Origin of the sequence: Streptomyces sp. NPDC087859 (assembly GCF_044742595.1) — a bacterium.
GTDB lineage: Bacteria > Actinomycetota > Actinomycetes > Streptomycetales > Streptomycetaceae > Streptomyces > Streptomyces canus_F.
The window spans coordinates 104537-125446 of the sequence record NZ_JBIUUU010000004.1; the positions used below are offsets into that span (position 1 = coordinate 104537).

Here is a 20910-nt window from a genome sequence, read left to right on the forward strand (position 1 = left end):
CCCGGCTCAGCACATTGCCGCGTCCTCTGAAAAGAGAAACGCTGCAAAGAAATGCCGCGGTGCCCGATGACGTAACCATTGTCGCCGGGCGCTGCGGCATGTTCACGCCCGGACGCCGATCCGTCCTGCACGGGCCGATCCTGGTCCCGGCGCTCACATCTTCGGGGACGAGCCCCGATACTTGGCGTGCCGGGCCCGGGCAGCAGGCTCGACCGGTGTCACGGAAGGGTCCGGTCAAGGCGTCGCGCCCGGCACGCTGTCTGGCCTACCCACCTTGGCCGAGCACACAAACCTGACAGGAACCGATGTCTGACGATTCGCGCTCTTCACGCGCCGAAGTCCGCACGGCGGTCGTGATTCCGGCCGCCGGCCGGGGCGTACGACTCGGCCCGGGCGCCCCCAAAGCGCTCCGCGCGCTGAACGGCACCCCCATGCTGATCCACGCGGTCCGTGCGATGGCGGCGTCCCGCGCGGTCTCCCTGGTCGTCGTCGTGGCACCGCCCGACGGCGCCGCCGAGGTCAAGAGCCTCCTCGACGCCCATGCCCTCCCCGAGCGCACCGACTTCCTGGTCGTCCCCGGCGGTGAGGAACGCCAGGACTCCGTGAGGCTCGGCCTGGACGCGTTGCCGCCGGACTACGACATCGTCCTCGTCCACGACGCGGCCCGCCCGCTGGTCCCCGTGGACACGGTGGACGCGGTCATCGAGGCCGTACGGGAGGGCGCCACGGCCGTCGTGCCCGCGCTGCCCCTCGCCGACACCGTCAAGGAGGTCGAACCGGCCACGGTCCCGGGCGACCCCGAGCCCGTCGTCGCCACCCCAGAGCGCGCCCGCCTCCGCGCCGTCCAGACGCCCCAGGGCTTCGACCGCGCGACCCTGATCCGCGCCCACGAGACCGTCACCGGCGACGTCACCGACGACGCGAGCATGATCGAGCAGCTCGGTGAGACGGTCGTGGTCGTCCCTGGCCACGAGGAGGCCTTCAAGGTCACCCGCCCCCTGGACCTGGTCCTCGCGGAGGCGGTTCTGGCACGCCGGAGGCTCAACGATGGCTTCTGACGCCTTCGCGGGGACGCCGCTGCCGCAGGTCGGCATCGGCACCGACATCCATGCCTTCGAAGAGGGCCGCGAGCTGTGGTGCGCCGGGCTCAAGTGGGAGGGCGAGGGCCCGGGCCTGGCCGGTCACTCCGACGCCGACGTCGTCGCCCACGCCGCGTGCAACGCGCTGTTCTCGGCGGCGGGCCTCGGCGACCTGGGGCAGCACTTCGGCACGGGGCGCCCCGAGTGGTCGGGTGCGTCCGGAATCACCTTGCTGACGGAGGCGGCCCGGATCGTGAACTCCGCGGGCTTCCGGATCGGCAACATCGCCGTACAGGTCGTAGGACCGCGTCCGAAGATCGGCAAGCGCCGCGACGAGGCCCAGAAGATCCTCTCGGAGGCGGCCGGAGCACCGGTGTCGGTGTCGGGCGCCACCACGGACGGACTGGGGTTCCCCGGCCGCGACGAGGGCCTCATGGCGATCGCCACGGCGCTGGTCGTACGGGTCGGCTGACCGACAACGTCACGAAAACGTCCCCTTGAGCAGAACGCGCGCAACGCACTACCCGGGGCCCACTACCCTTGTCTCGTGACTATTCGGCTGTACGACACCAGCGCCCGGCAGATCCGTGACTTCACCCCGCTCATGCCGGGTTGTGTCTCGATCTACCTCTGTGGTGCCACCGTGCAGGCCGCACCGCACATCGGGCACATCCGGTCCGGCCTGAACTTCGACATCATGCGCCGCTGGTTCGAGTACCGCGGCTACGACGTCACGTTCATCCGCAACGTCACCGACATCGACGACAAGATCATCGCCAAGTCGCACGACCAGGGCCGCCCCTGGTGGTCCATCGGCTACGAGAACGAGCGGGCGTTCAACGACGGCTACCAGGCCCTCGGCTGCCTCCCGCCGACGTACGAGCCGCGTGCCACCGGGCACGTCCCCGAGATGATCGAGATGATGCGCGGCCTCATCGAGCGCGGTCACGCCTACGAGTCGGACGGCAACGTCTACTTCGACGTGCGCTCCTTCCCGGGCTACCTCCAGCTGTCCAACCAGGAGCTGGACAACCTGCTCCAGCCCGCCGCGGACGGCGAGACCGGCAAGCGCGACCCCCGTGACTTCGCGCTGTGGAAGGCGACCAAGCCGGGCGAGCCCGACTGGGAGACCCCGTGGGGCCGTGGCCGCCCCGGCTGGCACCTGGAGTGCTCGGCCATGGCCCACAAGTACCTCGGCAGCGCCTTCGACATCCACGGCGGCGGCCTCGACCTGATCTTCCCGCACCACGAGAACGAGATCGCCCAGGCCAAGGCCTACGGCGACGACTTCGCCGCGTACTGGGTGCACAACGCCTGGGTCACCATGAGCGGCGAGAAGATGTCGAAGTCGCTCGGCAACAGCGTCCTCGTCTCCGAGATGGTCAAGACGTGGCGCCCGATCGTCCTGCGCTACTACCTCGGCACCCCGCACTACCGCTCGATGATCGAGTACAGCGAGGAGGCCCTGCGCGAGGCCGAGTCGGCGTTCGCGCGCATCGAGGGCTTCGTGCAGCGCGTCGTCGAGAAGGCCGGCACCGTCGAGCCCTCCGCCGAGGTCCCGCCCGCCTTCGCCGAGGCCATGGACGACGACCTGGGCGTCCCGCAGGCACTCGCCGTCGTCCACACCACGGTCCGCCAGGGCAACAGCGCGCTGGCCGCCGACGACAAGGAAGCCGCCGTGGCCCGCCTCGCCGAGGTCCGCGCCATGCTCGGCGTTCTCGGCCTCGACCCGCTCGACGCCCACTGGGCCGGCGAGGAGAGCCGCGGCGAGGACCTGCACGGTGTGGTCGACAGCCTCGTACGACTCGTCCTCGACCAGCGCGAGTCGGCCCGCGGCCGCAAGGACTGGGCCACCGCGGACGCCATCCGCGACCAGCTCAACCAGTCGGGCCTGTCCATCGAGGACGGCCCCCAGGGACCGCGCTGGACCCTCGGTCCGCGCTAGCCCGCTTCTTGATCGATTGTGCCGCCCGGCCCTCCGGGCGGCACACTGCATAGACGTACGTATTACTTCCGTAGAGAACAGGTAGGTCATGGCCGCGAACAACCGCCGCATGTCCGGCAAGAAGGGCGCGCAGGTCGGCAGTGGCGGCCAGCGACGCAAGGGCCTCGAAGGCCGGGGTCCGACGCCGCCCGCCGAGCTGCGCAAGAAGCACAAGGCGAACCGCATCGCCAACGCCAAGGCCAAGCAGGCCGCGCGCCGTCCCACGCCGCGCGGCCGGGGCGGCAAGGGCACGTCCGAGATGGTCGTCGGCCGCAACCCCGTCGTCGAGGCGCTGCGCGAGGGCGTGCCCGCGGTGACGCTGTACGTCCAGCAGTTCATCGACAACGACGAGCGGGTGCGCGAGGCGCTCCAGCTCGCGGCCGAGCGCGGCGGGATCAACCTCATGGAGGCCCCCCGTCCCGAGCTCGACCGGATGACCAACGGGCTCAACCACCAGGGCCTGGTCCTCCAGGTCCCGCCGTACGAGTACGCCCACCCCGAGGACCTCGCCAGCGCCGCCTACGACCACGGCGAGGACCCGCTGATCGTGGCGCTCGACGGCGTCACCGACCCGCGCAACCTCGGCGCCGTCGTCCGCTCGGTGTCGGCCTTCGGCGGCCACGGCGTCGTCGTGCCCGAGCGCCGCGCGGCCGGCATGACCGCCGGAGCCTGGAAGACGTCCGCCGGTACGGCCGCCCGTACGCCCGTCGCCCGCGCCACCAACCTGACGCGCGCCCTGGAGGCGTACCAGAAGGCCGGCATCGCCGTCGTCGGTCTCGCCGCCGACGGAGAGCACGAGATCGGCGACCTGGAGGCCCTCGGCGGTCCGGTCGTCATCGTCGTCGGCAGCGAGGGCAAGGGCCTGTCCCGGCTGGTCGGCGAGACGTGCGACTTCCGGATGCGGATCCCGATGCCGGGTGGCGCGGAGTCGCTGAACGCCGGTGTGGCAGCGGGTGTCGTGCTGTACGAGGCGGCTCGTCGGCGGGCCTGAACAGGGGTCCGCACCGTCACCCGTACGGGGTAATCTCGCCTCCGTTCGGGCGATGCGGGCACGCTTGACGCTGTCCGGACACATCCGGGCAGTCAAAGCAGTGTCCTAAACACACGTCACTCGGTTAGATGAGTGTGGACACCAGAACACCCCGCACACCCACGGGGGACCGCTCGTCGGGATTCGATTCCGGATTCGACGACGCTCCCGCGCTGAGCATGGTGAAGGTGCCGAGCGATCCGGCGCAGGTCATCGTCAATCACGCCAGCTTCCGCGTGCAGTTGGGCGCGTCGACGAGACGTGCCGCCCAATCCCCGCGGATCGCCCGGCACTTGAGCGCTGCCGAGGACACCGCCCGGATGCCCGCCGTGGGAGCCACGGCCACCGGTGCGGCCCGCCGCCGCCCCGTCGTCTGGAGCGGCAAGTCCGCCCCCGACGACACCGGCGCCCACCGCCTGCTCCAGGCCGTGCGCGGCGGCGGGGTCCGCCAGGTCGAGGAGCCCTCCGCCGACGCCGGAGCCACCCAGGTCATCCCCCGAATCGACGTCTACGACGAGTTGGCGCAGACCGTCGAGACCCCCGTCGTCGGCGCCCAGCGGACCTACGACGGCGACGAACCCCGCCTCCTGCCCGACATGCGGACCGTCGGCAGCGCCTACGACGAGGAAATCGCCTACGGCGACGAGGAGTTCGAGGACGCGGCGCGGTCCGGTGACACCGGCACGTCCCGGCGCCACGGCGTCGACCCCGCGCGGCACGCCTACTACCCGGGCCGCCGCATGAACCTGGGCGTCGTCCTCCTCCCGCTGCGCATCTTCCTCGGCTTCATCTCCATCTACGCCGGCATGGGCAAGCTCTGCGACCCCGTCTACTTCGACGGCGGCAAGCGCGGCTCCATGGTCAAGTGGCTCAACACCCTGCACCCCTGGGAAGTCGCCGAACCACTGCGCCAGTTCGCCCTCCAGCACCCCGTCGGATCCGGCCTCGTCATCGCCTTCCTCCAGGTCATCGTGGGCGTCCTCACGATCCTGGGCTGCTGGCAGCGCGTCGGCGCCGCCGTGGGCGCGCTGCTCTCCGCCGCGCTCCTGCTCACCGTCAGCTGGAAGAGCGTCCCCGCCTACGACGCGCCCGACATCATCTACCTGGCCGCCTGGTCCCCGCTGATCATCGCCGGCGCCCCCGTCTACTCCATCGACGGACGTCTCGCCGGCAGCGCCTGGCGCCGCCTCGGACCCCGCTCCGACCTCTGGGAACTGCGCCGCTACGTCCTGCGCCGTGGCGCCCTGGTCACCTCCGTCGTCATCGGGCTCACCCTGCTGATCGGCTCGATGCTCGGCGGCGCCGTCCGCGACGCCGACCGCATCATCGTCCCCGGCCCCGGCGACGCCCCGCGCAACGAACTCCCCGGCTCCCCGCTCCCGCAGGAACCCGGCAAGCGCAAGAAGACCCCGTCCGCCTCCACCTCGCCCACCCAGGGCGCCACGGCGGGCACGGCCAGCCCCTCCGGCGCCGCCACCACCCCGGGTGCCACCAGGGACACCAGCACCACCACCGCGCCCAGCCAGACCCAGGGCACCGGCCAGGCCCCGCCCCAGCAGTCCTCCCCGACCGGAGGCGCCCCCAGCACCAGCTCGGGGCCGACCGGCGGCACCGGCTCCACGGGCGGCACCGGCGGTACGACAGGCGGCTCGGACACCGGAGGCTCCTCCGGTGAACCGGGCCTGGTAGGCGGCCTGTTGGGGTAGCTGAGCCGGTGGGAGGCATTCTGGGACAGCAGCCCACCGGCTGACCCGAAGACGCGAAGGGCCCGGCACGTAAGTGCCGGGCCCTTCCGCGACGCGACGCTCAGCGCCCCAGCGCCGCCAACTCCTTCGCCGCCTCGGTCAGATCCTTCGCGGTGTCGATGGCCCGCCAGTACGCACCCTGCGGAATCGGATACCCGGCGAGCCGCAGCTCCCGCGCCAGATGCGGGAAGGTGGTCCGCTCATGGTCGCCCCGCTCGGGCAGCATCGAGGCGAACTCCGGGGAGAAGACGTACACACCCGCATTGATCTCGTACGTCGTCGGCGGGGCCTCGATGAAGTCCGTGATGTGCCCGAACCCGTCGGTCTGCACGGCCCCCCACGGAATCCGAGGGCGGGCCAGAGCCAGCGTCGCCACCGCGTCGCGCTCGGCGTGGAAGTCCGCCATCTCACGCAGCGAGAACCTGGTCCAGATGTCGCCGTTCGTGGCGTACCAGGGCCGGTCAGGGTGCGGAAGACGCGCCGCCGCGTACTTGAGGCCACCACCGCGGCCCAGCGGCTCCGTCTCGACGACCGTCGTCACGTTCACGGGCAGATCGGCCGAGTCCAGCCACTTCTGCAGGACGTCGGCGAGATGGCCGCAGCTGACCACCACGTCCGTCACGCCCTCCTCGGCGAGCCAGACAAGCTGATGGCCGATGATCGGAGTCCCCGTCCCGGGGATCTCGACCATCGGCTTGGGCCGGTCGTCGGTGTAGGGGCGCAGCCGCGAACCCTGGCCACCTGCCAGGACGACGGCTTGAACGGGGCGGGACGCGGCGTTCGGATCGGTCATGACCGAACTGTACGTGGCGTCCCGCGCGCGGATTCTGTCGGTAACCGTTCCTTATTCAGACGTAACTTTCCACAAGCGGAATGGAGGCCTCCCCCGATGGGGAGGAGGCCATGGCCTCAGCGGTGCGCCGCCGCCACACCCGTTGCGAAGGAGGTGTCGCAGACGGGCCGGGCGTAGGACTGCGCACGCGTCGGGCCGTACACCCGCACCGCCGCACGGCCCAGCGCGCGGGCGATCGACACACAGTGCCTGGCGAGCGACGGGCGGCCGTTCACGGCCTCCTGGAGGTGGGTGAGGGCGACGCCCGGGTTCTCCTCCTGGAGCTCGGTCAGGAGCTTGTCGCGCAGGACCTCCTGCGGGGCACGCGCCCTGGCCTTCGAGGAGGCGCCGGCCGCCGAGACGTCGGAGGCGGTGAGCACGGAGCCCGAGGGATCCCCCGACCAGTCGACTCGGGTGACCGCGAGGGTCCCGGAGAGGACCAGGACGACGGGCAGGACAAGGGCGAGCGTGCGGCCGATACGGCGGGCGGGGCCCCGGCCGCGTCGCGTCTGTTGGTTAGTGGAGTGCTTCACGCGTGTGAGGGTAGCGCGGGGTGATGATTTGGCGACATTTAGTCACCGGTTCGGGGGATGAACTGGTGCCTCGAATTGGGTAAGGCGTTGACGCACACTGCTCGAAATGACCGGTCTGCCGGGGTATTTGTCGACAACGAAGAGGGCCCCGCAGCAGGCTGCGGGGCCCTCTTCGTCAACCTGGGTGAATTCACCCGGGATGTACTGCCTGTGGGTCAGTCGGAGAGACGCTCACCCGTCGAGGTCGAGAACACGTGGGTCTCGCCCGAGCGCGGGACGACGTGCAGCGTGCTGCCCTTCTCCGGGACGTCACGGCCGCTGACACGGACGACGAGGTCCTGGGCGTTGCCGTCGAGCTTGGCGGTGCCGTAGACGTACGCGTCGGCGCCCAGCTCCTCGACCACGTTCACGGTGACCGCGAGACCCAGGTCCGCGTCCGGGCCCGCCACCTCGAAGTGCTCGGGACGGACACCCACGGTCACCGTCTTGTCGGTGATGCCGGAGACCGCGTCACGCTGGACCGGCACGACGCTCTTGCCGAACTTCACGCCACCGTCGGTGATCGGGACCTCGACCAGGTTCATCGCGGGGGAGCCGATGAAGCCGGCGACGAAGAGGTTCGCCGGGCGGTCGTACATGTTGCGCGGGGTGTCGACCTGCTGGAGCAGACCGTCCTTCAGCACGGCCACACGGTCGCCCATCGTCATGGCCTCGACCTGGTCGTGCGTGACGTAGACGGTGGTGATGCCGAGACGGCGCTGCAGGGACGCGATCTGCGTACGCGTGGAGACACGGAGCTTGGCGTCCAGGTTGGACAGCGGCTCGTCCATGAGGAAGACCTGCGGCTCACGCACGATGGCGCGGCCCATGGCGACACGCTGACGCTGACCACCGGAGAGCGCCTTCGGCTTGCGGGCCAGGTAGTCGGTGAGGTCGAGGATCTTCGCCGCGTCCTCGACCTTCTGCTTGATCTCCGCCTTCGGCACGCCGGCGATCTTGAGCGCGAAGCCCATGTTGTCGGCGACGGTCATGTGCGGGTACAGCGCGTAGTTCTGGAACACCATGGCGATGTCCCGGTCCTTCGGCGGCAGGTGCGTGACGTCGCGGTCACCGATGCGGATCGCACCGCCGTTGACGTCCTCGAGCCCCGCCAGCATGCGGAGGGAGGTCGACTTGCCACAGCCGGACGGACCGACCAGAACGAGGAACTCTCCGTCCTCGATGTGGATGTCAAGACCGTCTACGGCGGGCTTCTCGGTGCCCGGGTAGATCCGGGTCGCCTTGTCGAACGAAACAGTGGCCATGGTGATGGGCCCCCTTCTACCGGCAGGAACGTGCCGGACGATCCGTTGTAGGAAGGTGGTGGTGTAGTCCACACAGGTGAACTGGGAGGGACGGTACCCGGCGTTCACCCGATCTGTCAGTAGTCGCGGGCATGTGAACTTCGCCGAAATTTTCGACAGGGTGCGACCGGGACCTGGGTACACTGCACGGGCGCGTTCGCGGCGGACGTACGCATGCCTCCTTAGCTCAGATGGCCAGAGCAACGCACTTGTAATGCGTAGGTCGTCGGTTCGAATCCGACAGGGGGCTCAACGAAATCCCAGGTCAGACCCAATCTGACCTGGGTTTTTTCATGCCCGGCCGCCCAGCGCCCCCAGCGCTTCGTCGGTCAGCCGGTACACCGTCCACTCGTCCTGCGGACGCGCGCCCAGGGCCTCGTAGAAGGCGATCGACGGTGCGTTCCAGTCCAGGACGGACCACTCCAGACGCTCGTACCCCCGCTCCACGCAGATCCGGGCGAGCTCGGTCAGCAGGGCCTTGCCGTGGCCGCCGCCCCGGGCCTCCGGGCGGACGTAGAGGTCCTCCAGGTAGATCCCGTGGACGCCGCGCCAGGTGGAGAAGTTGAGGAACCACAGGGCGTAGCCGACCGTTTCCCCTGTCGTGTCGTCCTCGGCGATGTGCGCGTAGGCCGCCGGGCGCTCGCCGAACAGTGCTTCGTGGAGTTGTTCCGGGGTGGCCTTCGCCTCGTCCGGGGCCTTCTCGTAGTCGGCGAGTTCGCGGATCAGGGCGTGGACGGCGGGGATGTCGGCGGGGGTGGCGGTGCGGATCATGAGGGGTGGTGGCCTTTCAGGCGGCGGGCGATTTCCAGTTGTTCCGGCTCCAGCGGGCGCCCGTCCTCGATCTCCCAGAGGCAGTTCTGGAGTACGCGGCCCAGGGTCCAGGCACGTGCGCGCGGGCGGTCCAGGCCGAGGACGTCTGTCATGGCGTCGAGGCGCCAGTGCACCTCGTCGGCGTCGAAGCGGTTGTCGATGGCGGGGAGGAGGTCGAAGCCGGGGTCGCCGGCGAGGGGTTTGGGGTCGATGGCGAGCCAGGGCGCACGGTCCGAGGCCAGGACGTTGTCGTAGTGGAGGTCCCAGTGCAGGAGCCGGTCGCCGGGTTCGTCCACGACCTCCCGTACCGCCGCCGCGCAGTCGGCGACCAGTCCGCGTGCCTCCGGGTCCGGGATCCGGTCCAGTGCCCACGGTGTCCGTTCCAGCATCGCCCCCGCGATGTCTCCGAGCCCGCGCATCCCGGCCGGGGCCGGGAGGGACGTCAGGTGGGACAGGAGGCGGGCGATGGTCAGGACGGCCTCGCGGGGGTCGGGGACGTGGGAGAGCATGCGGGTCGCGTCGAGGCGTTCGAGGAGCATCGTGCCCGTCGTGGGGTCGTGGTGGAGGAGGCGTACGGCTCCGTCGCCGTCCCAGGCGCGCAGGGCGACGGGTTCGCCTTCGCTCTCGTCGTCCAGCAGCTGGAGTTTCAGTACGGCCGGGATGCCGTCCGTGCGGCGGACGACCGGCAGGACCAGTGCCGTGACGCCGTGCATCGCGGCGCCGTCCCGTCGTAGGTCCCAGTGCTCCAGGAAGTCCGCCGCCAGTCGGGGAAGTGAGGCGATGAATCTCCGCCCGGCCTCTCCGTTGAACTTCTCCTGCGACGCCGCGAGCCCTTCCGGAATGTCGATCACTGTTCGAGGCTAACGGCGTGGGCGCACCGGCTCACGCGAATTATCCGGGGCTCCCACAGGGCGTTCAGGCCCTGGTCAGGGGTGTGGGAGACGACGAAATCCGAAGGAGACAGTGGGCGCTGTCAGGGGTTAACGTCCGGCCATGAGCAGCTCGGAACGCGCTGTCGTGAACGGCGGCATCTCCTTCTGGTACGCGGACGACGGCTTCCCTGCGGTGCGCGAACCGCTCCCGGGTGACGCCACCGCGGACGTCGTGATCGTCGGCGGCGGGTACACGGGGTTGTGGACCGCGTACTACCTGAAGAAGGCGGCGCCCTTCCTCCGGATCACCGTTCTGGAGCAGAAGTTCTGCGGATACGGGGCGTCCGGCCGCAACGGCGGCTGGCTCTACAACGGCGTCGCCGGCCGTGACCGGTATGCGAGGCTGCACGGCCACGAGGCCGCCGTACGCCTCCAGAAGGCCATGAACGACACCGTCGACGAGGTCGTCCGTGCCGCCGAGGAGGAGGGCATCGACGCCGGCATCCACAAGGGCGGCGTCCTCGAAGTCGCCACGACGCCCGCGCAGTTGGCGCGGCTGAAGGACTTCCACGCGCACGAGCTGTCGTACGGCGAGAAGGACCGTGAGCTGTACGACGCCCGTGGGACCGCCGAGCGGATCCGGGTCGCGGGCGCGGTCGGCTCCTCGTGGACGCCGCACGGTGCGCGCGTGCACCCGGTGAAGCTGGTGAAGGGGCTCGCGGCGGTCGTCGAGGCGTTGGGGGTGACCCTCCACGAGCAGACGCCGGTGACGGAGATCCGGCCCCAGCACGCGGTCACGCCGTACGGCACGGTGCGCGCGCCCTATGTCCTGCGCTGCACCGAGGGCTTCACCGCGAATCTGAAGGGGCAGCGGCGGACCTGGCTGCCGATGAACTCCTCCATGGTCGTCACCGAGCCGCTGACCGACGCGCAGTGGGAGTCGGTGGGCTGGGACGGGCGGGAGGCGCTCGGGGACATGGCGCACGCGTACATGTACGCGCAGCGCACCGAGGACGGGCGGATCGCGCTCGGTGGGCGCGGGGTGCCGTATCGCTTCGGGTCGAGGACGGACAACGACGGGCGGACACAGGACGCGACGATCGAGGCGCTGCGGGAGATCCTCGTGCGGTTCTTCCCTTCGCTGGCCGGGGTGCGGGTCGAGCACGCCTGGTCCGGGGTGCTGGGGGTGCCGCGGGACTGGTGCGCGACGGTGACGCTGGACCGGACGACAGGGCTGGGCTGGGCGGGGGGTTACGTCGGTTCCGGTGTGGCCACGACGAACCTCGCGGCGCGGACGCTGCGGGATCTGGTGCGGTGGGACTCGGGGCAGGGCGGGACGACCGAGCTGACGGATCTGCCGTGGGTGGGGCACAAGGTGCGCAAGTGGGAGCCGGAGCCGTTTCGGTGGCTGGGGGTGCAGGGGATGTACGCGACGTATCGGGCGGCTGACCGGCGGGAGACGGGGGCGCACAGCGCGCAGTCGTCGCGGCTGGCGCGGGTCGCGGATCGGATCGCCGGGCGTCACTAGGGTTTCGGCCGTCCCTGGAAACTCATGAGAGCGCTGTCACACCCCTGTGCGACCATCGCCTCAACGACCGATATTCCAGGGGGGATTCCGTGTCCGACGACGATTCCTGTCCGCCCGCGAGACGGACGGGACGAAGGCGCGCGGCCGTGTTCGCCGCCGTCGTCCCGCTGTGCGCTTCACTGCTGTCCTTGGCGGGTGCGGGGCCGGCCGTCGCCGCCGACGAGGCGGAGTGCGCGCCGCTCGCCCTCGCGGCCTTCGGCGACCCGGGGGACGCGATCGGCAAGGCGACCGTCGCGCCCGATTCGAGCGCCTGCTTCACCGTCACCGTCGAGACGCCCGGCCTTTATCTGGCACCGGCGCTGGACGCCAACGGCAACACGATGGCCAGGCAGTTGTTCGCCGCCGATGACAGTCAGGTGGACTGCTCCGGCGACGGGTACGCCACGCAGGACATGTGCGCGGTGTCCGCGGCCGGCACCTACACGCTGAAGGTCCTCAACACCGGCTGGGAGGACGAGACCGCCTCCGTGACGTTCGTGCCGCTCGGCTCGGACAAGGGGTGCGCGGCCGCTGTCGGCACCGACTGGGACCAGCCGGATGTCACCCGTACGACAGTGAGCCAGGTGGAGGTCGACTGCCAGCCCTTCGCGGGCGAGCGCGGCGACCGGGTCCGGCTCACCCACGGTTCGAAGGTGTACGGCGACTCCCGCGCCTGGATCACCGACGCGACCGGTGCCCGGATCTGCGAGCGGTTCCCGGAGGACGGCGAGGACAGCTGTGTCCTGCCCGGCGACGGCCCTTACCGGGTGATCTCGACCGTCTCGCGCTCGGAGAACGGCTTCCCCGCCGAGTTCGGCGTCAAGGTCCGCCGGCTCAGCGACCCGCAGGGCTGTACCGCCACTCCGGTCCGCCCGTACGGCGCGCTGGAGCAGCAGGACTTCACCGCCAACCCGTGCTTCACCTTCACCGCCGCCTCCGCGGGCTCGTACACCGTGCACTCGGTGAGCGAGGACCGGGAGGTCGAGGTGGCGCGGGTGTACGACGCGGCCGGGCTGAGCGTGTGCCGGTACGGTGCCGATCCGTGCCGGATCAAGGCGCCGGGCACGTACACGGCCGTCCTCGACGGCACGTACCCCTTCCGTGACACACGGGCCGGTCTGGTCGTCCTGGACCGCGCGGCCGACGACGGGTGCGTGGCGACCGGGACCGGTCTGTACAAGGGTGAGTTGAGCTCGGTCGGGCAGTACGACTGCCTTGCGCTGTCCGCTCCGCAGGGGGCCCGGATCGCCGCGCTCACCTCGCTCTCCTCTGCCGGGCTGACTCCCGAGGTGGAGGTCCTGGACCGCACGGGCACCGCGCAGTGCGATGAGGGCGACCTCCGTGGTGGCGACTGCGCGCTCACCGGTGAGGCCCCTTACCGGGCTCTGGTGCACACCGAGGACGGCGGTGACTCGGCGACGGGTGCCTACGCGGTGGCCTTTCACCGGACCGACGTCGCCGAGGGCTGCCCCGTTCTGTCCGCCGGGAGTTTCGGCGCGGGCGGCGCGAAGGCCACGCTGACCACCGGCGGCGGCGTCTTCTCGCACTGCCTGGCCATCCCGGCGGCCGCGCACACGGACGCCGAGGTCTTCCAGCTGATCGCCACCTCCGGGACGGCCTCCGCGGCGTTCTCGGTGCTGGACTCCGACGGCAAGCGGGTCTGTGAGCGCTACGCCACGACCAACGGCTGGGTCATCTGCTCCCTGACGCCGGGCAAGGACCACACCGTGCTGGTCAACGGCCGGGACGAGACGGCCACCTACAGCCTGACCCGGCGGGACGTCACCGCGAGCGCTTCCTCGGCGGGCTGCACCAAGACCGCGGCGGCCAAGGTCGGCGGGCCCTCGGTGAAGAGTGGTTACGACGGTTCCGGCACGCTGAACTGCCATCAGGTGACCACCGCCGCGGCCGGCGATGTCGTGCACGTCAATGTGCGGGACGCCCTCGGGACCGCCAACAGCGCGGTCGTCTCCGGGGACGGACGGGTGGAGTGCGCCTTCCGCAACTCCTCCTGTGCGGTCACCGGTTCCACCACGCATCAGGTCCTCGTGCAGACGCCGGTCACGCTGAAGGCGGCGCCCGAGTACCGCCTGGACGCTCTGCGGATCGCGACCGCCGACGGTCCGGCGCCGGAGTGCGTGAAGGTGCCGTCCGTGACCTACGGGTACGGGCCGATCACCGGCACCTTGGACGAGTCGCACACCGCGGTGTGCGCGGCGCTGCCGACCGCCGGGTTCGACCACTTCGAGACGGACATCAAGGACACCGCCGGTGCCGCCACCACGGCGGTGCCGGCGCTGTACAACACGTCGACCTGGGCCAACGGCTGCACGCACTACATCCCGGAGGGCTACGACTGCGACGTGCTCGGCTCCTCCTCGCAGAGCACGCCGACGGTGTTCGTCCTGGGCTTGCCCGAGAAGGCGTCCAGCACCGCCTACAGCGCCGAGCTGACCTGCACGTCGGTGTGCGGCACGGAGGAGACGGCCGTCACCGCGGTCAGCCCCGACACCGGTGTGACCGGCGGCAAGGTGAAGCTGACGGTCACCGGCACCGCGCTCGGCCCCGACGTCACCGTCCGGCTCGGCCTGTCCGGCAAGACGATCACGGCGGCGGCCGACTCGGTCTCCGCGGACAACCGGACGGTGACCGCGACGCTCGACCTGACCGGCGCGGCCACCGGCACCTGGAACGTCAGCGTGATCGCGCGTGGCGGGGAGTTCCCGCGCGGCACCTTCTCCGTGGCTCCCCGGCCCGAGCTGCGGAACACGGCCACCCCCAAGGTGACGGGCACGGCCAAGGTCGGGGCCAAGGTCACGGCATCGCCGGGGAGTTGGTCGGCGGTCCCGTCCTCGTACACGTACCAGTGGAAGGCGGACGGCACGCCGGTCTCAGGGGCGACGGGGAAGTCGTTCACCCCGCCTGCCTCGGTGGTCGGCAAGAAGCTGACCGTGACCGTGACCGCGGTCAAGGAGGGCTGGCAGAGCGGGACGGCGACTTCGGCTGCGGTGACCGTGGCCAAGGGGGACGCGCCCAAGGCGAGCAAGGTGCCCGTGATCAGCGGGACGGCGAAGGTCGGGAAGACCCTGAAGGCGTCGAAGGGGACGTGGAGTCCGGCGCCGACCTCGTACGCGTACCAGTGGTACGCGAACGGGAAGGTGATCAGCGGGGCCACCAAGTCCTCGCTGGTGCTGAAGTCGGCGCAGAAGGGCAAGAAGATCACCGTGAAGGTGATCGCGCACCGAACCGGTCACAAGGACGGGTCGGCGGTGAGCAAGGCGACCAAGGCGGTCGTGAGGTGAGCCGCTGAGGTGGGCGGAGGGGGCGGCCGGACGGTCGCCCCTTCTGTGCGTCCAGGCCACCGACTCCGTTGACGAAGGTGCGTTCGCGGTCGGCCAGGAGGAGCCGCCGAAGCGGGCATGTCAGGGCACGAGGACGACCTTTCCGGTGGTGCCGCGCGTTTCCAGTGCCCGGTGTGCGGCGGCCGCCTCGGTGAGGGGGAAGCGGTGGATCGCGGGGGTGAGGCGGCCTGCGGCGGCCTCGCTGAGGGCGCGTAGTTCGAGGGTGCGCACGGGGTTGGGGCCGCCGGCCTTCTGCATCATCGTGGGGCCCAGGACCTGCTCGGACACGCCGTCGATGAGGTAGGGCCCGCCGTCGTGGATGCCTTCTGCCGACCAGCCGAAGACGATGTGCTTTCCGCCGGGGCCGAGGAGTTCGGTGCTGTGGCGGGCGATCTCGCCGCCGACGCCGTCGAAGACGACGGTGGCGGGCCTGCCGCCGAGGAACGCGCGGACCTTGTCGGGCCAGGCGGGGTCCTTGTAGTCGACGGCGAGGTCGGCGCCGTTCTCCGCGACGCGGGCCACCTTCTCCGGGCCGCCGGCCAGGCCGACGACGGTCGCGCCGGCGTTCTTGGCGTACTGCACGAGGAGGGTGCCGATGCCGCCGGCGGCGGCCGGGATCACGGCGACCGAGTCGGGGCCGAGGTCGGCGAACTGGAGGATCCCCATCGTCGTACGGCCTGTTCCGATCATGGCGACGGCCTCGGCGGCGTCGAGGTTCGCCGGGATCTCGTGGACGCGGTCGACGTCGGTGACGGCGAGTTCGGCGTAGCCGCCGGGCGCGAAACCGAGGTGGGCGACCACGTGCTTGCCGAGCCAGAGGGCGGCGACGCCGTCACCGAGGGACTCGATGACGCCGGCGACCTCACGGCCGGGGATGGTGGGCAGTCGCGTCGGTGCGGGCAGGGGGCCCTGTACGCCCTCGCGGAGTGCGGTGTCCAGGAGGTGGACGCCGGCCGCCTCGACGGCGATACGTACCTGGCCGGGGCCGGGGAGCGGGGCCTCGACCTCCTCGGGGGTGAGGTTCTCGGCCGGGCCGAAGGCGTGCAGTCGGATGGCGTGCATGGGTGATCCCCCTGTGGCTGTCGGAGCCCGGGCCGTGGTGGCCCGGGCCGTCGACCTCACTCTTCAACCTCAAGCATGCTTGAGGTCAAGGGTGTACCGGCCCGGCCCGGCGCCCGCGATACGGCGGTGAGGGCGCTGTCGAAGGACACCTCGGGCAGGGCACAGGGGGAGTCCTCGCAGGCCAGGGTGTTCGCCCGAGGCGTTGTCAGTGGTGGGGTGCAGCATGGGGGCATGGCGAGGAGAGCGGCGGGTGGAGCCGGCGGTGCCGGTGTGAAGGGTGCGCGGCGGCCGGAGGTGCGGTTGCCGCCCTTGGCTGCGTACGACGGCGGAGGGCTGGAGCCGGACGGGGACTACGACGGGCTGGAGTTCACGGAGGCGGACTTCGCGGGGCAGGACGGCTCCGGCGCCCGTTTCATGGACTGCGCGCTGACGGGGTGCGCGCTGGACGAGACACGGCTGCGCAACGCGCGCCTGCTGGACTCGGTCCTCACCGGCGTCCGGGGCGTGGGGACCAACCTGTCGGAGGCGACCCTGCGGGACGTGGAGCTGGTCGACGCCCGGCTGGGCGGGGTGCAGTTGCACGGGGCGGTCCTGGAGCGGGTGGTGATCCGCGGCGGCAAGATCGACTATCTGAACCTGCGTGCGGCGACCCTGCGGGACGTCGTCTTCGAGGGCTGCGTCCTTGCCGAGCCGGACTTCGGCGGGGCGCGGCTGGAGCGGGTCGAGTTCGTGGACTGCGCGCTGAAGCGGGCGGACCTCACGGGGGTGACGCTCATGGACGTGGATCTGCGGGGGGCGGTGGAGATCGACATCGCGCGGGGTGTGGAACGGCTCGCGGGTGCGGTCGTCAGTAGCGCACAACTGCTGGATCTGGCACCGGTGCTGGCGGGTCAGATGGGGATCAGAGTGGAGGGCTGACGGGGTGGGGACCTTCTATGGCAATGTCCTGGTCGCGCGGGAGTGCGCCGAGGTCGTGCCGCTGCTCGCGGCGGCGACGGGGAGCGACGGCAGGGCGCTGCGGGGGTACGCGATGACGGCGGGCCCGGGGCGCACCGTGCTGTTCTTCCCGGACCCGGAGACCGACGCGATCGAGCTGGCCGGACCGTTGAGTCGGCTCCTCGGCGCGGCGACGCTGAGTTCGTACGTACACGACTCGGACGTGCTGGATCTGCGGGTCTTCGAGGACGGGGAGGAGCGGCATTGCTACGACTCGCATCCCGGCTACTTCGACGAGGGCGAGACTGACGAGGACGGCAATCCGGTGGGCGGGGACGAGGATGACGCGTACCCCGATCCTGTCGGCGCCGACCCCGAGGCCTTCCTGCCGTTCGCGACCGGGCCCGTGGACCGGGCCGTGCTGGAGTCCGTCCTGCGCTGCATACCCCTTGACCCGGAGGACGGGGAGGACGGGCGGTACGTCTTCGCGAACGACCAGCACTACGACGTGATGGAGACGCTCGGGCTGGACGGCCGTCGACTGGGCACGGGGCACACCTACCTCTCCCGCGGTCATCTGCCCGAAGGTCTGCCGCCGGAGGAGCTGACGGTGTTCGGCGGGGCGGCCTTCAGCCCGGCCGGGGAGTGACGGGGCGGCGGCCGGTCAGTCGACGCGGGGGAAGCGGGCCTGGAGGGTCCAGATCGCCGGGTTCTCGGCGAGGTCGTCGTGGAGGTCGCACAGGTCGGCGAGCAGGTCGTGGAGGAAGTCCCGTGCCTCGCGGCGCAGTTCGGAGTGGGAGAAGGTCAGGGGCGGTTCCTCGGCCGGCATCCAGTCGGACTCGATGTCGACCCAGCCGAAGCGGCGCTCGAAGAGCATGCGGTCGGTGGACTCGGTGAAGTCGAGTTCCGCGTGCTGGGGGCGGGACGCCCGGGAGCCGGCCGGGTCGCGGTCGAGCCGTTCCGCGATGTCGCACAGCGCCCACGCGAAGTCGAGCACCGGCACCCATCCCCAGGCTGTGGACAGTTCCCGGTCCGCCTTGGTGTCGGCGAGGTAGACGTCACCGCAGAACAGGTCGTGACGCAGCGCGTGGACGTCCGCGCGGCGGTAGTCCGTCTGGGGCGGGTCCGGGAAGCGGTTGGAGAGGGCGTAGCCGATGTCGAGCACGTACGAGATGGTGTCACGGCGCGGCGGGAGGCCGGACGGGGTGACCGTGCGCCGGGTCCGGAGCCGCGGTGGGGTGGCGGTGCGCCCGCTCTAGGATCATGGTCATGTCCCGTTCCGTGCGCCTTGTCCCGGCCTGTGCCTCCGTCCTGCTCGCTCTCGCGCTCCCGGCGTGCACCAGCGGTGGAGTGCAGGGCGCCCCCGGCGGCTCCGGTGTGCGCGACCCGTACTTCCCGAAGGCGGGCAACGGCGGGTACGACGTGGCGCACTACGCGCTGAGGCTGTCCTACGACCCCGACGCGGAGCACCTGTCCGGCACGGCGGCCGTCACCGCCCGGGCCACGCAGGACCTGTCCGCCTTCGACCTGGACCTGGAGGGGCTGGACGTCGAGGAGGTCACGGTCGAGGGCGAGAAGGCCCGCTGGAACCGGACCGGACAGGAGCTCACCGTACGCCCGGCGGACGAGCTCGATCAGGGAGAGACGTTCGAGGTGCGGGTCCGCTACTCCGGCACCCCGCGGACGATCACCGACCCGGACGGCTCCGAGGAGGGCTGGCTGCGCACGGAGAGCGGCGCGGTCGGACTCGGCGAGCCGACGGGATCGATGGCGTGGTTCCCCGGCAGCCACCACCCCTCCGACAAGGCGACGTACGACATCGCGGTCACCGTGCCGGAGGGCCTGCGGGCCGTGTCCAACGGGGAGTTGACGGACGAGACGACCAGCAAGGGCCGTACGACCTTCACCTGGCGCACCGCCGAGCCCATGGCGAGCCACGTCGCCACGCTCGCGGTCGGCGACTACGACGTCCGCCGCTCCACCGCCGGTGACCTGCCGGTGTACACGGCCGTCGCCCCGGGGCAGGCGAAGGCGAGCGCGAAGGCGCTGGCCCGGCTGCCGGAGGTCATGGAGTGGGCGGAGTACAACTTCGGCCCGTACCCCTTCTCCTCCACCGGCGCGATCGTCGGCGGCGAGCACGACGCCGGGTACGCGCTGGAGACACAGAACCGCCCCTTCTTCCCCGGCGCCCCGGACACCGGGCTCCTCGTCCATGAGCTCGCGCACCAGTGGTTCGGGAACTCCGTCACGCCGAAGACCTGGCGGGACATGTGGCTCAACGAGGGGTTCGCGACGTACGCGGAGTGGCTGTGGGAGGAGGACGAGGGCGGCGACAGCGCCCAGGAGACGTTCGACGCGCTCTACGACCACGGCGAGGACAGATACGAGGACCTCTGGTCCTTCCCGCCGGCGAAGCCCACCGGCGCCGCGCACATCTCCGACGAGGGCCCCATTTACCAGCGCGCCGCGATGGTCGTCCACAAGATCCGGCAGACCGTCGGCGACGACACCTTCTACGACATCGTCCAGGGTTGGACGGCCGCCCACCGCCACGGCAACGCGGACACCGCCGACTTCACGGCGTATGTGCAGAAGCAGGCGCCGGACGAGGACTTCGACGCGATCTGGGCGCAGTGGCTGTACGGGGACGGGAAGCCGGAGGACCGCTGAGCCGACCGGTCAGGGCCGGCGGGCGCGGTCCGCGAGCAGGGGCGATCCGATGCCGACGAGCGCGCCCGGTCCGGTACCGGCGAGGGTCGTCCGTTCCATCGGGATCACGCCCCGTCGAACGCGTCGAGCCGTCGTGCGAGGTCCGGCGGCCACATGGCCTCGGTCGCTGCCCTGAGTTCCTTCCGGGTCCACCAGCGCCAGGTGAGGATGAGGTCCTCGGCGTGGGCGGCGGCGAGGTGGGGGCCGGTGGGTTCGCGGCGCGGGCCGTGGGTGACGTAGATGTGCTCGTGCTGATGGACGGGGCCGACGGAGGCGTGCGTGAAGTCGTGTTCCCAGGTGCACAGCAGCGGGCCCGTCGCCAGGTCCGTCCAGCCGGTCTCCTCGCGCAGTTCGCGCAGGGCGCCCTCGACGGGGCTCTCGTCCGGCTCCAGGCCGCCGCCGGGCATGGCCCAGTGCACGCCGACCTCGACGTTGTCGTACCGCAGGAGGAAGACGGCACCCTCGGGGTCGAGCACGACGACCCGGGCGGCGCGGCGGGGGGCGCGCAGCGGCTTGCGCAGGACCGCGCAGGGGCGGCCGAGCTCGCGGTCGTCGCGGTGGTCGATGACCTCGTAGCCGAGGGCGGTCCAGAAGGCGAGGGCCTTGGGGTTGGTGTCGAGGACGGCGAGGCGGACGGCGTCGCGGCCCGCCGTGCGGAATCGGTCCTCGACGAGGGACGCCAACCGCCGTCCGTACCCCTGGCGTTGGCTGTCCTTGTCCACCATCAGCAGTCCGATCCAGGGGTCCGGGTCGGCCGGGTCGGGGTGGTGGGCGAGGGTGATCACGATCCCGACGAGCCGTCCCTCGCTGCGGGCGAGCAGTACCTCGGCGTCCGGCTCCGCGAGATCGTCGGCCAGTGCTGTCGCCACCTGTTCCGGGCGCACGTCGTCCGGGTCCGGGAAGTCCCCGCTGAGCGCGTGGAACTCGCGGTTGGCGGCGTAGAGCGCGGCGAGTTCGGTGAGGACGGGGGCCGGGATGTCGCGGTCGGGGGTGAGGGGGACGGGGGCGAGGATCATGCGGGGCAATTTATCGCGCACACGTCATGGGCATCCTCGTGACAACACACC

General features: G+C 71.0%; 18 protein-coding genes and 1 tRNA gene. 11 read left to right on the forward strand and 8 right to left on the reverse strand.

Features of this window, described 5'->3' with window-relative positions:
• Positions 1-305: 305 nt before the first annotated feature.
• The 5 genes from ispD to ACIOHP_RS10630 all read left to right on the forward strand — a co-directional run bounded on the left by ispD (position 306) and on the right by ACIOHP_RS10630 (position 5799).
• Positions 306-1058, forward strand: coding sequence for a 2-C-methyl-D-erythritol 4-phosphate cytidylyltransferase (ispD, locus tag ACIOHP_RS10610; protein WP_401885524.1), 753 nt, complete (start codon positions 306-308; stop codon positions 1056-1058).
• Positions 1048-1551, forward strand: coding sequence for a 2-C-methyl-D-erythritol 2,4-cyclodiphosphate synthase (gene ispF / locus ACIOHP_RS10615; RefSeq protein WP_266825412.1), 504 nt, complete (start codon positions 1048-1050; stop codon positions 1549-1551). The genes ispD and ispF overlap by 11 nt, the downstream gene beginning before the upstream one ends.
• Positions 1552-1626: 75 nt before the next feature.
• Positions 1627-3024 carry a cysteine--tRNA ligase gene (cysS, locus tag ACIOHP_RS10620; RefSeq protein WP_361553383.1) on the forward strand — a complete coding sequence of 466 codons (1398 nt, stop codon included), beginning with the start codon at positions 1627-1629 and terminating at the stop codon, positions 3022-3024.
• A gap of 88 nt (positions 3025-3112) precedes the next feature.
• Positions 3113-4054, forward strand: coding sequence for a 23S rRNA (guanosine(2251)-2'-O)-methyltransferase RlmB (rlmB, locus tag ACIOHP_RS10625; RefSeq protein ID WP_401885528.1), 942 nt, complete (start codon positions 3113-3115; stop codon positions 4052-4054).
• A gap of 128 nt (positions 4055-4182) precedes the next feature.
• Positions 4183-5799, forward strand: a complete 1617-nt coding sequence (locus tag ACIOHP_RS10630; RefSeq protein WP_401885531.1) for a DoxX family membrane protein — start codon at positions 4183-4185, stop codon at positions 5797-5799.
• Between the two features lie 100 nt (positions 5800-5899).
• On the opposite strand, the gene ACIOHP_RS10635 is transcribed toward ACIOHP_RS10630, so the two are convergent.
• The 3 genes from ACIOHP_RS10635 to ACIOHP_RS10645 form a co-directional block, all read right to left on the reverse strand.
• Positions 5900-6631, reverse strand: coding sequence for a nucleotidyltransferase family protein (locus tag ACIOHP_RS10635; protein WP_361484773.1), 732 nt, complete (start codon positions 6629-6631; stop codon positions 5900-5902).
• Positions 6632-6747: 116 nt separating this feature from the next.
• Positions 6748-7203 carry a hypothetical protein gene (locus ACIOHP_RS10640; RefSeq protein ID WP_361484775.1) on the reverse strand — a complete coding sequence of 152 codons (456 nt, stop codon included), beginning with the start codon at positions 7201-7203 and terminating at the stop codon, positions 6748-6750.
• Between the two features lie 215 nt (positions 7204-7418).
• Complete coding sequence (locus tag ACIOHP_RS10645) at positions 7419-8507, reverse strand: ABC transporter ATP-binding protein (protein ID WP_401885534.1); 1089 nt, start codon at positions 8505-8507, stop codon at positions 7419-7421.
• A gap of 215 nt (positions 8508-8722) precedes the next feature.
• Here ACIOHP_RS10645 and ACIOHP_RS10650 point away from each other — a divergent pair.
• Positions 8723-8796: transfer RNA gene (locus ACIOHP_RS10650), tRNA-Thr, on the forward strand.
• Between the two features lie 41 nt (positions 8797-8837).
• Here the strand turns inward: ACIOHP_RS10650 and ACIOHP_RS10655 are convergent.
• Together ACIOHP_RS10655 and ACIOHP_RS10660 are read right to left on the reverse strand one after the other, a co-directional pair.
• Positions 8838-9317: a GNAT family N-acetyltransferase gene (locus ACIOHP_RS10655; RefSeq protein ID WP_401885537.1), complete on the reverse strand. Its 480-nt coding sequence runs from the start codon at positions 9315-9317 to the stop codon at positions 8838-8840.
• Positions 9314-10207, reverse strand: a complete 894-nt coding sequence (locus ACIOHP_RS10660) for an aminoglycoside phosphotransferase family protein (protein ID WP_401885540.1) — start codon at positions 10205-10207, stop codon at positions 9314-9316. The genes ACIOHP_RS10655 and ACIOHP_RS10660 overlap by 4 nt, the downstream gene beginning before the upstream one ends.
• Positions 10208-10349: 142 nt before the next feature.
• Here ACIOHP_RS10660 and ACIOHP_RS10665 point away from each other — a divergent pair, with 142 nt between their 5' ends.
• Positions 10350-11756 (forward strand): NAD(P)/FAD-dependent oxidoreductase, encoded by a 1407-nt coding sequence (locus ACIOHP_RS10665; protein WP_401885544.1) that lies wholly within the window; start codon positions 10350-10352, stop codon positions 11754-11756.
• Positions 11757-11902: 146 nt separating this feature from the next.
• The gene (locus ACIOHP_RS10670; protein WP_401885546.1) at positions 11903-15097 is read left to right on the forward strand and encodes a Tat pathway signal protein; all 3195 of its coding nucleotides are present in this window, start codon (positions 11903-11905) and stop codon (positions 15095-15097) included.
• Positions 15098-15217: 120 nt separating this feature from the next.
• Here ACIOHP_RS10670 and ACIOHP_RS10675 read toward each other — a convergent pair whose 3' ends face one another.
• Positions 15218-16198: a zinc-binding dehydrogenase gene (locus ACIOHP_RS10675; RefSeq protein ID WP_401885550.1), complete on the reverse strand. Its 981-nt coding sequence runs from the start codon at positions 16196-16198 to the stop codon at positions 15218-15220.
• Between the two features lie 231 nt (positions 16199-16429).
• Between ACIOHP_RS10675 and ACIOHP_RS10680 the strand changes: the two genes are divergently transcribed.
• Both ACIOHP_RS10680 and ACIOHP_RS10685 read left to right on the forward strand, forming a co-directional pair.
• Positions 16430-17116: a pentapeptide repeat-containing protein gene (locus tag ACIOHP_RS10680; protein WP_361553360.1), complete on the forward strand. Its 687-nt coding sequence runs from the start codon at positions 16430-16432 to the stop codon at positions 17114-17116.
• Between the two features lie 4 nt (positions 17117-17120).
• Complete coding sequence (locus ACIOHP_RS10685) at positions 17121-17783, forward strand: hypothetical protein (protein WP_401885556.1); 663 nt, start codon at positions 17121-17123, stop codon at positions 17781-17783.
• A gap of 15 nt (positions 17784-17798) precedes the next feature.
• Here ACIOHP_RS10685 and ACIOHP_RS10690 read toward each other — a convergent pair whose 3' ends face one another.
• Positions 17799-18299, reverse strand: coding sequence for a hypothetical protein (locus ACIOHP_RS10690; protein ID WP_307029077.1), 501 nt, complete (start codon positions 18297-18299; stop codon positions 17799-17801).
• A gap of 104 nt (positions 18300-18403) precedes the next feature.
• Between ACIOHP_RS10690 and ACIOHP_RS10695 the strand changes: the two genes are divergently transcribed.
• The gene (locus tag ACIOHP_RS10695) at positions 18404-19804 is read left to right on the forward strand and encodes a M1 family metallopeptidase (RefSeq protein WP_401885558.1); all 1401 of its coding nucleotides are present in this window, start codon (positions 18404-18406) and stop codon (positions 19802-19804) included.
• A gap of 104 nt (positions 19805-19908) precedes the next feature.
• On the opposite strand, the gene ACIOHP_RS10700 is transcribed toward ACIOHP_RS10695, so the two are convergent.
• On the reverse strand, positions 19909-20859 hold the full coding sequence (locus ACIOHP_RS10700; RefSeq protein WP_401885561.1) for a GNAT family N-acetyltransferase: 951 nt from the start codon (positions 20857-20859) through the stop codon (positions 19909-19911).
• Positions 20860-20910: the final 51 nt, after the last annotated feature.

Excerpts from the sequence above, each read along its gene's own strand:
- ispD (WP_401885524.1), top strand. The coding sequence starts at position 306 with ATGTCTGACGATTCGCGCTCTTCACGCGCCGAAGTCCGCACGGCGGTC.
- ispF (WP_266825412.1), top strand. The coding sequence starts at position 1,048 with ATGGCTTCTGACGCCTTCGCGGGGACGCCGCTGCCGCAGGTCGGCATC.
- rlmB (WP_401885528.1), top strand. The coding sequence starts at position 3,113 with ATGGCCGCGAACAACCGCCGCATGTCCGGCAAGAAGGGCGCGCAGGTC.
- ACIOHP_RS10630 (WP_401885531.1), top strand. The coding sequence starts at position 4,183 with ATGAGTGTGGACACCAGAACACCCCGCACACCCACGGGGGACCGCTCG.
- ACIOHP_RS10635 (WP_361484773.1), bottom strand. The coding sequence starts at position 6,631 with ATGACCGATCCGAACGCCGCGTCCCGCCCCGTTCAAGCCGTCGTCCTG.
- ACIOHP_RS10645 (WP_401885534.1), bottom strand. The coding sequence starts at position 8,507 with ATGGCCACTGTTTCGTTCGACAAGGCGACCCGGATCTACCCGGGCACC.
- ACIOHP_RS10655 (WP_401885537.1), bottom strand. The coding sequence starts at position 9,317 with ATGATCCGCACCGCCACCCCCGCCGACATCCCCGCCGTCCACGCCCTG.
- ACIOHP_RS10665 (WP_401885544.1), top strand. The coding sequence starts at position 10,350 with ATGAGCAGCTCGGAACGCGCTGTCGTGAACGGCGGCATCTCCTTCTGG.
- ACIOHP_RS10675 (WP_401885550.1), bottom strand. The coding sequence starts at position 16,198 with ATGCACGCCATCCGACTGCACGCCTTCGGCCCGGCCGAGAACCTCACC.
- ACIOHP_RS10680 (WP_361553360.1), top strand. The coding sequence starts at position 16,430 with ATGGCGAGGAGAGCGGCGGGTGGAGCCGGCGGTGCCGGTGTGAAGGGT.
- ACIOHP_RS10695 (WP_401885558.1), top strand. The coding sequence starts at position 18,404 with ATGTCCCGTTCCGTGCGCCTTGTCCCGGCCTGTGCCTCCGTCCTGCTC.
- ACIOHP_RS10700 (WP_401885561.1), bottom strand. The coding sequence starts at position 20,859 with ATGATCCTCGCCCCCGTCCCCCTCACCCCCGACCGCGACATCCCGGCC.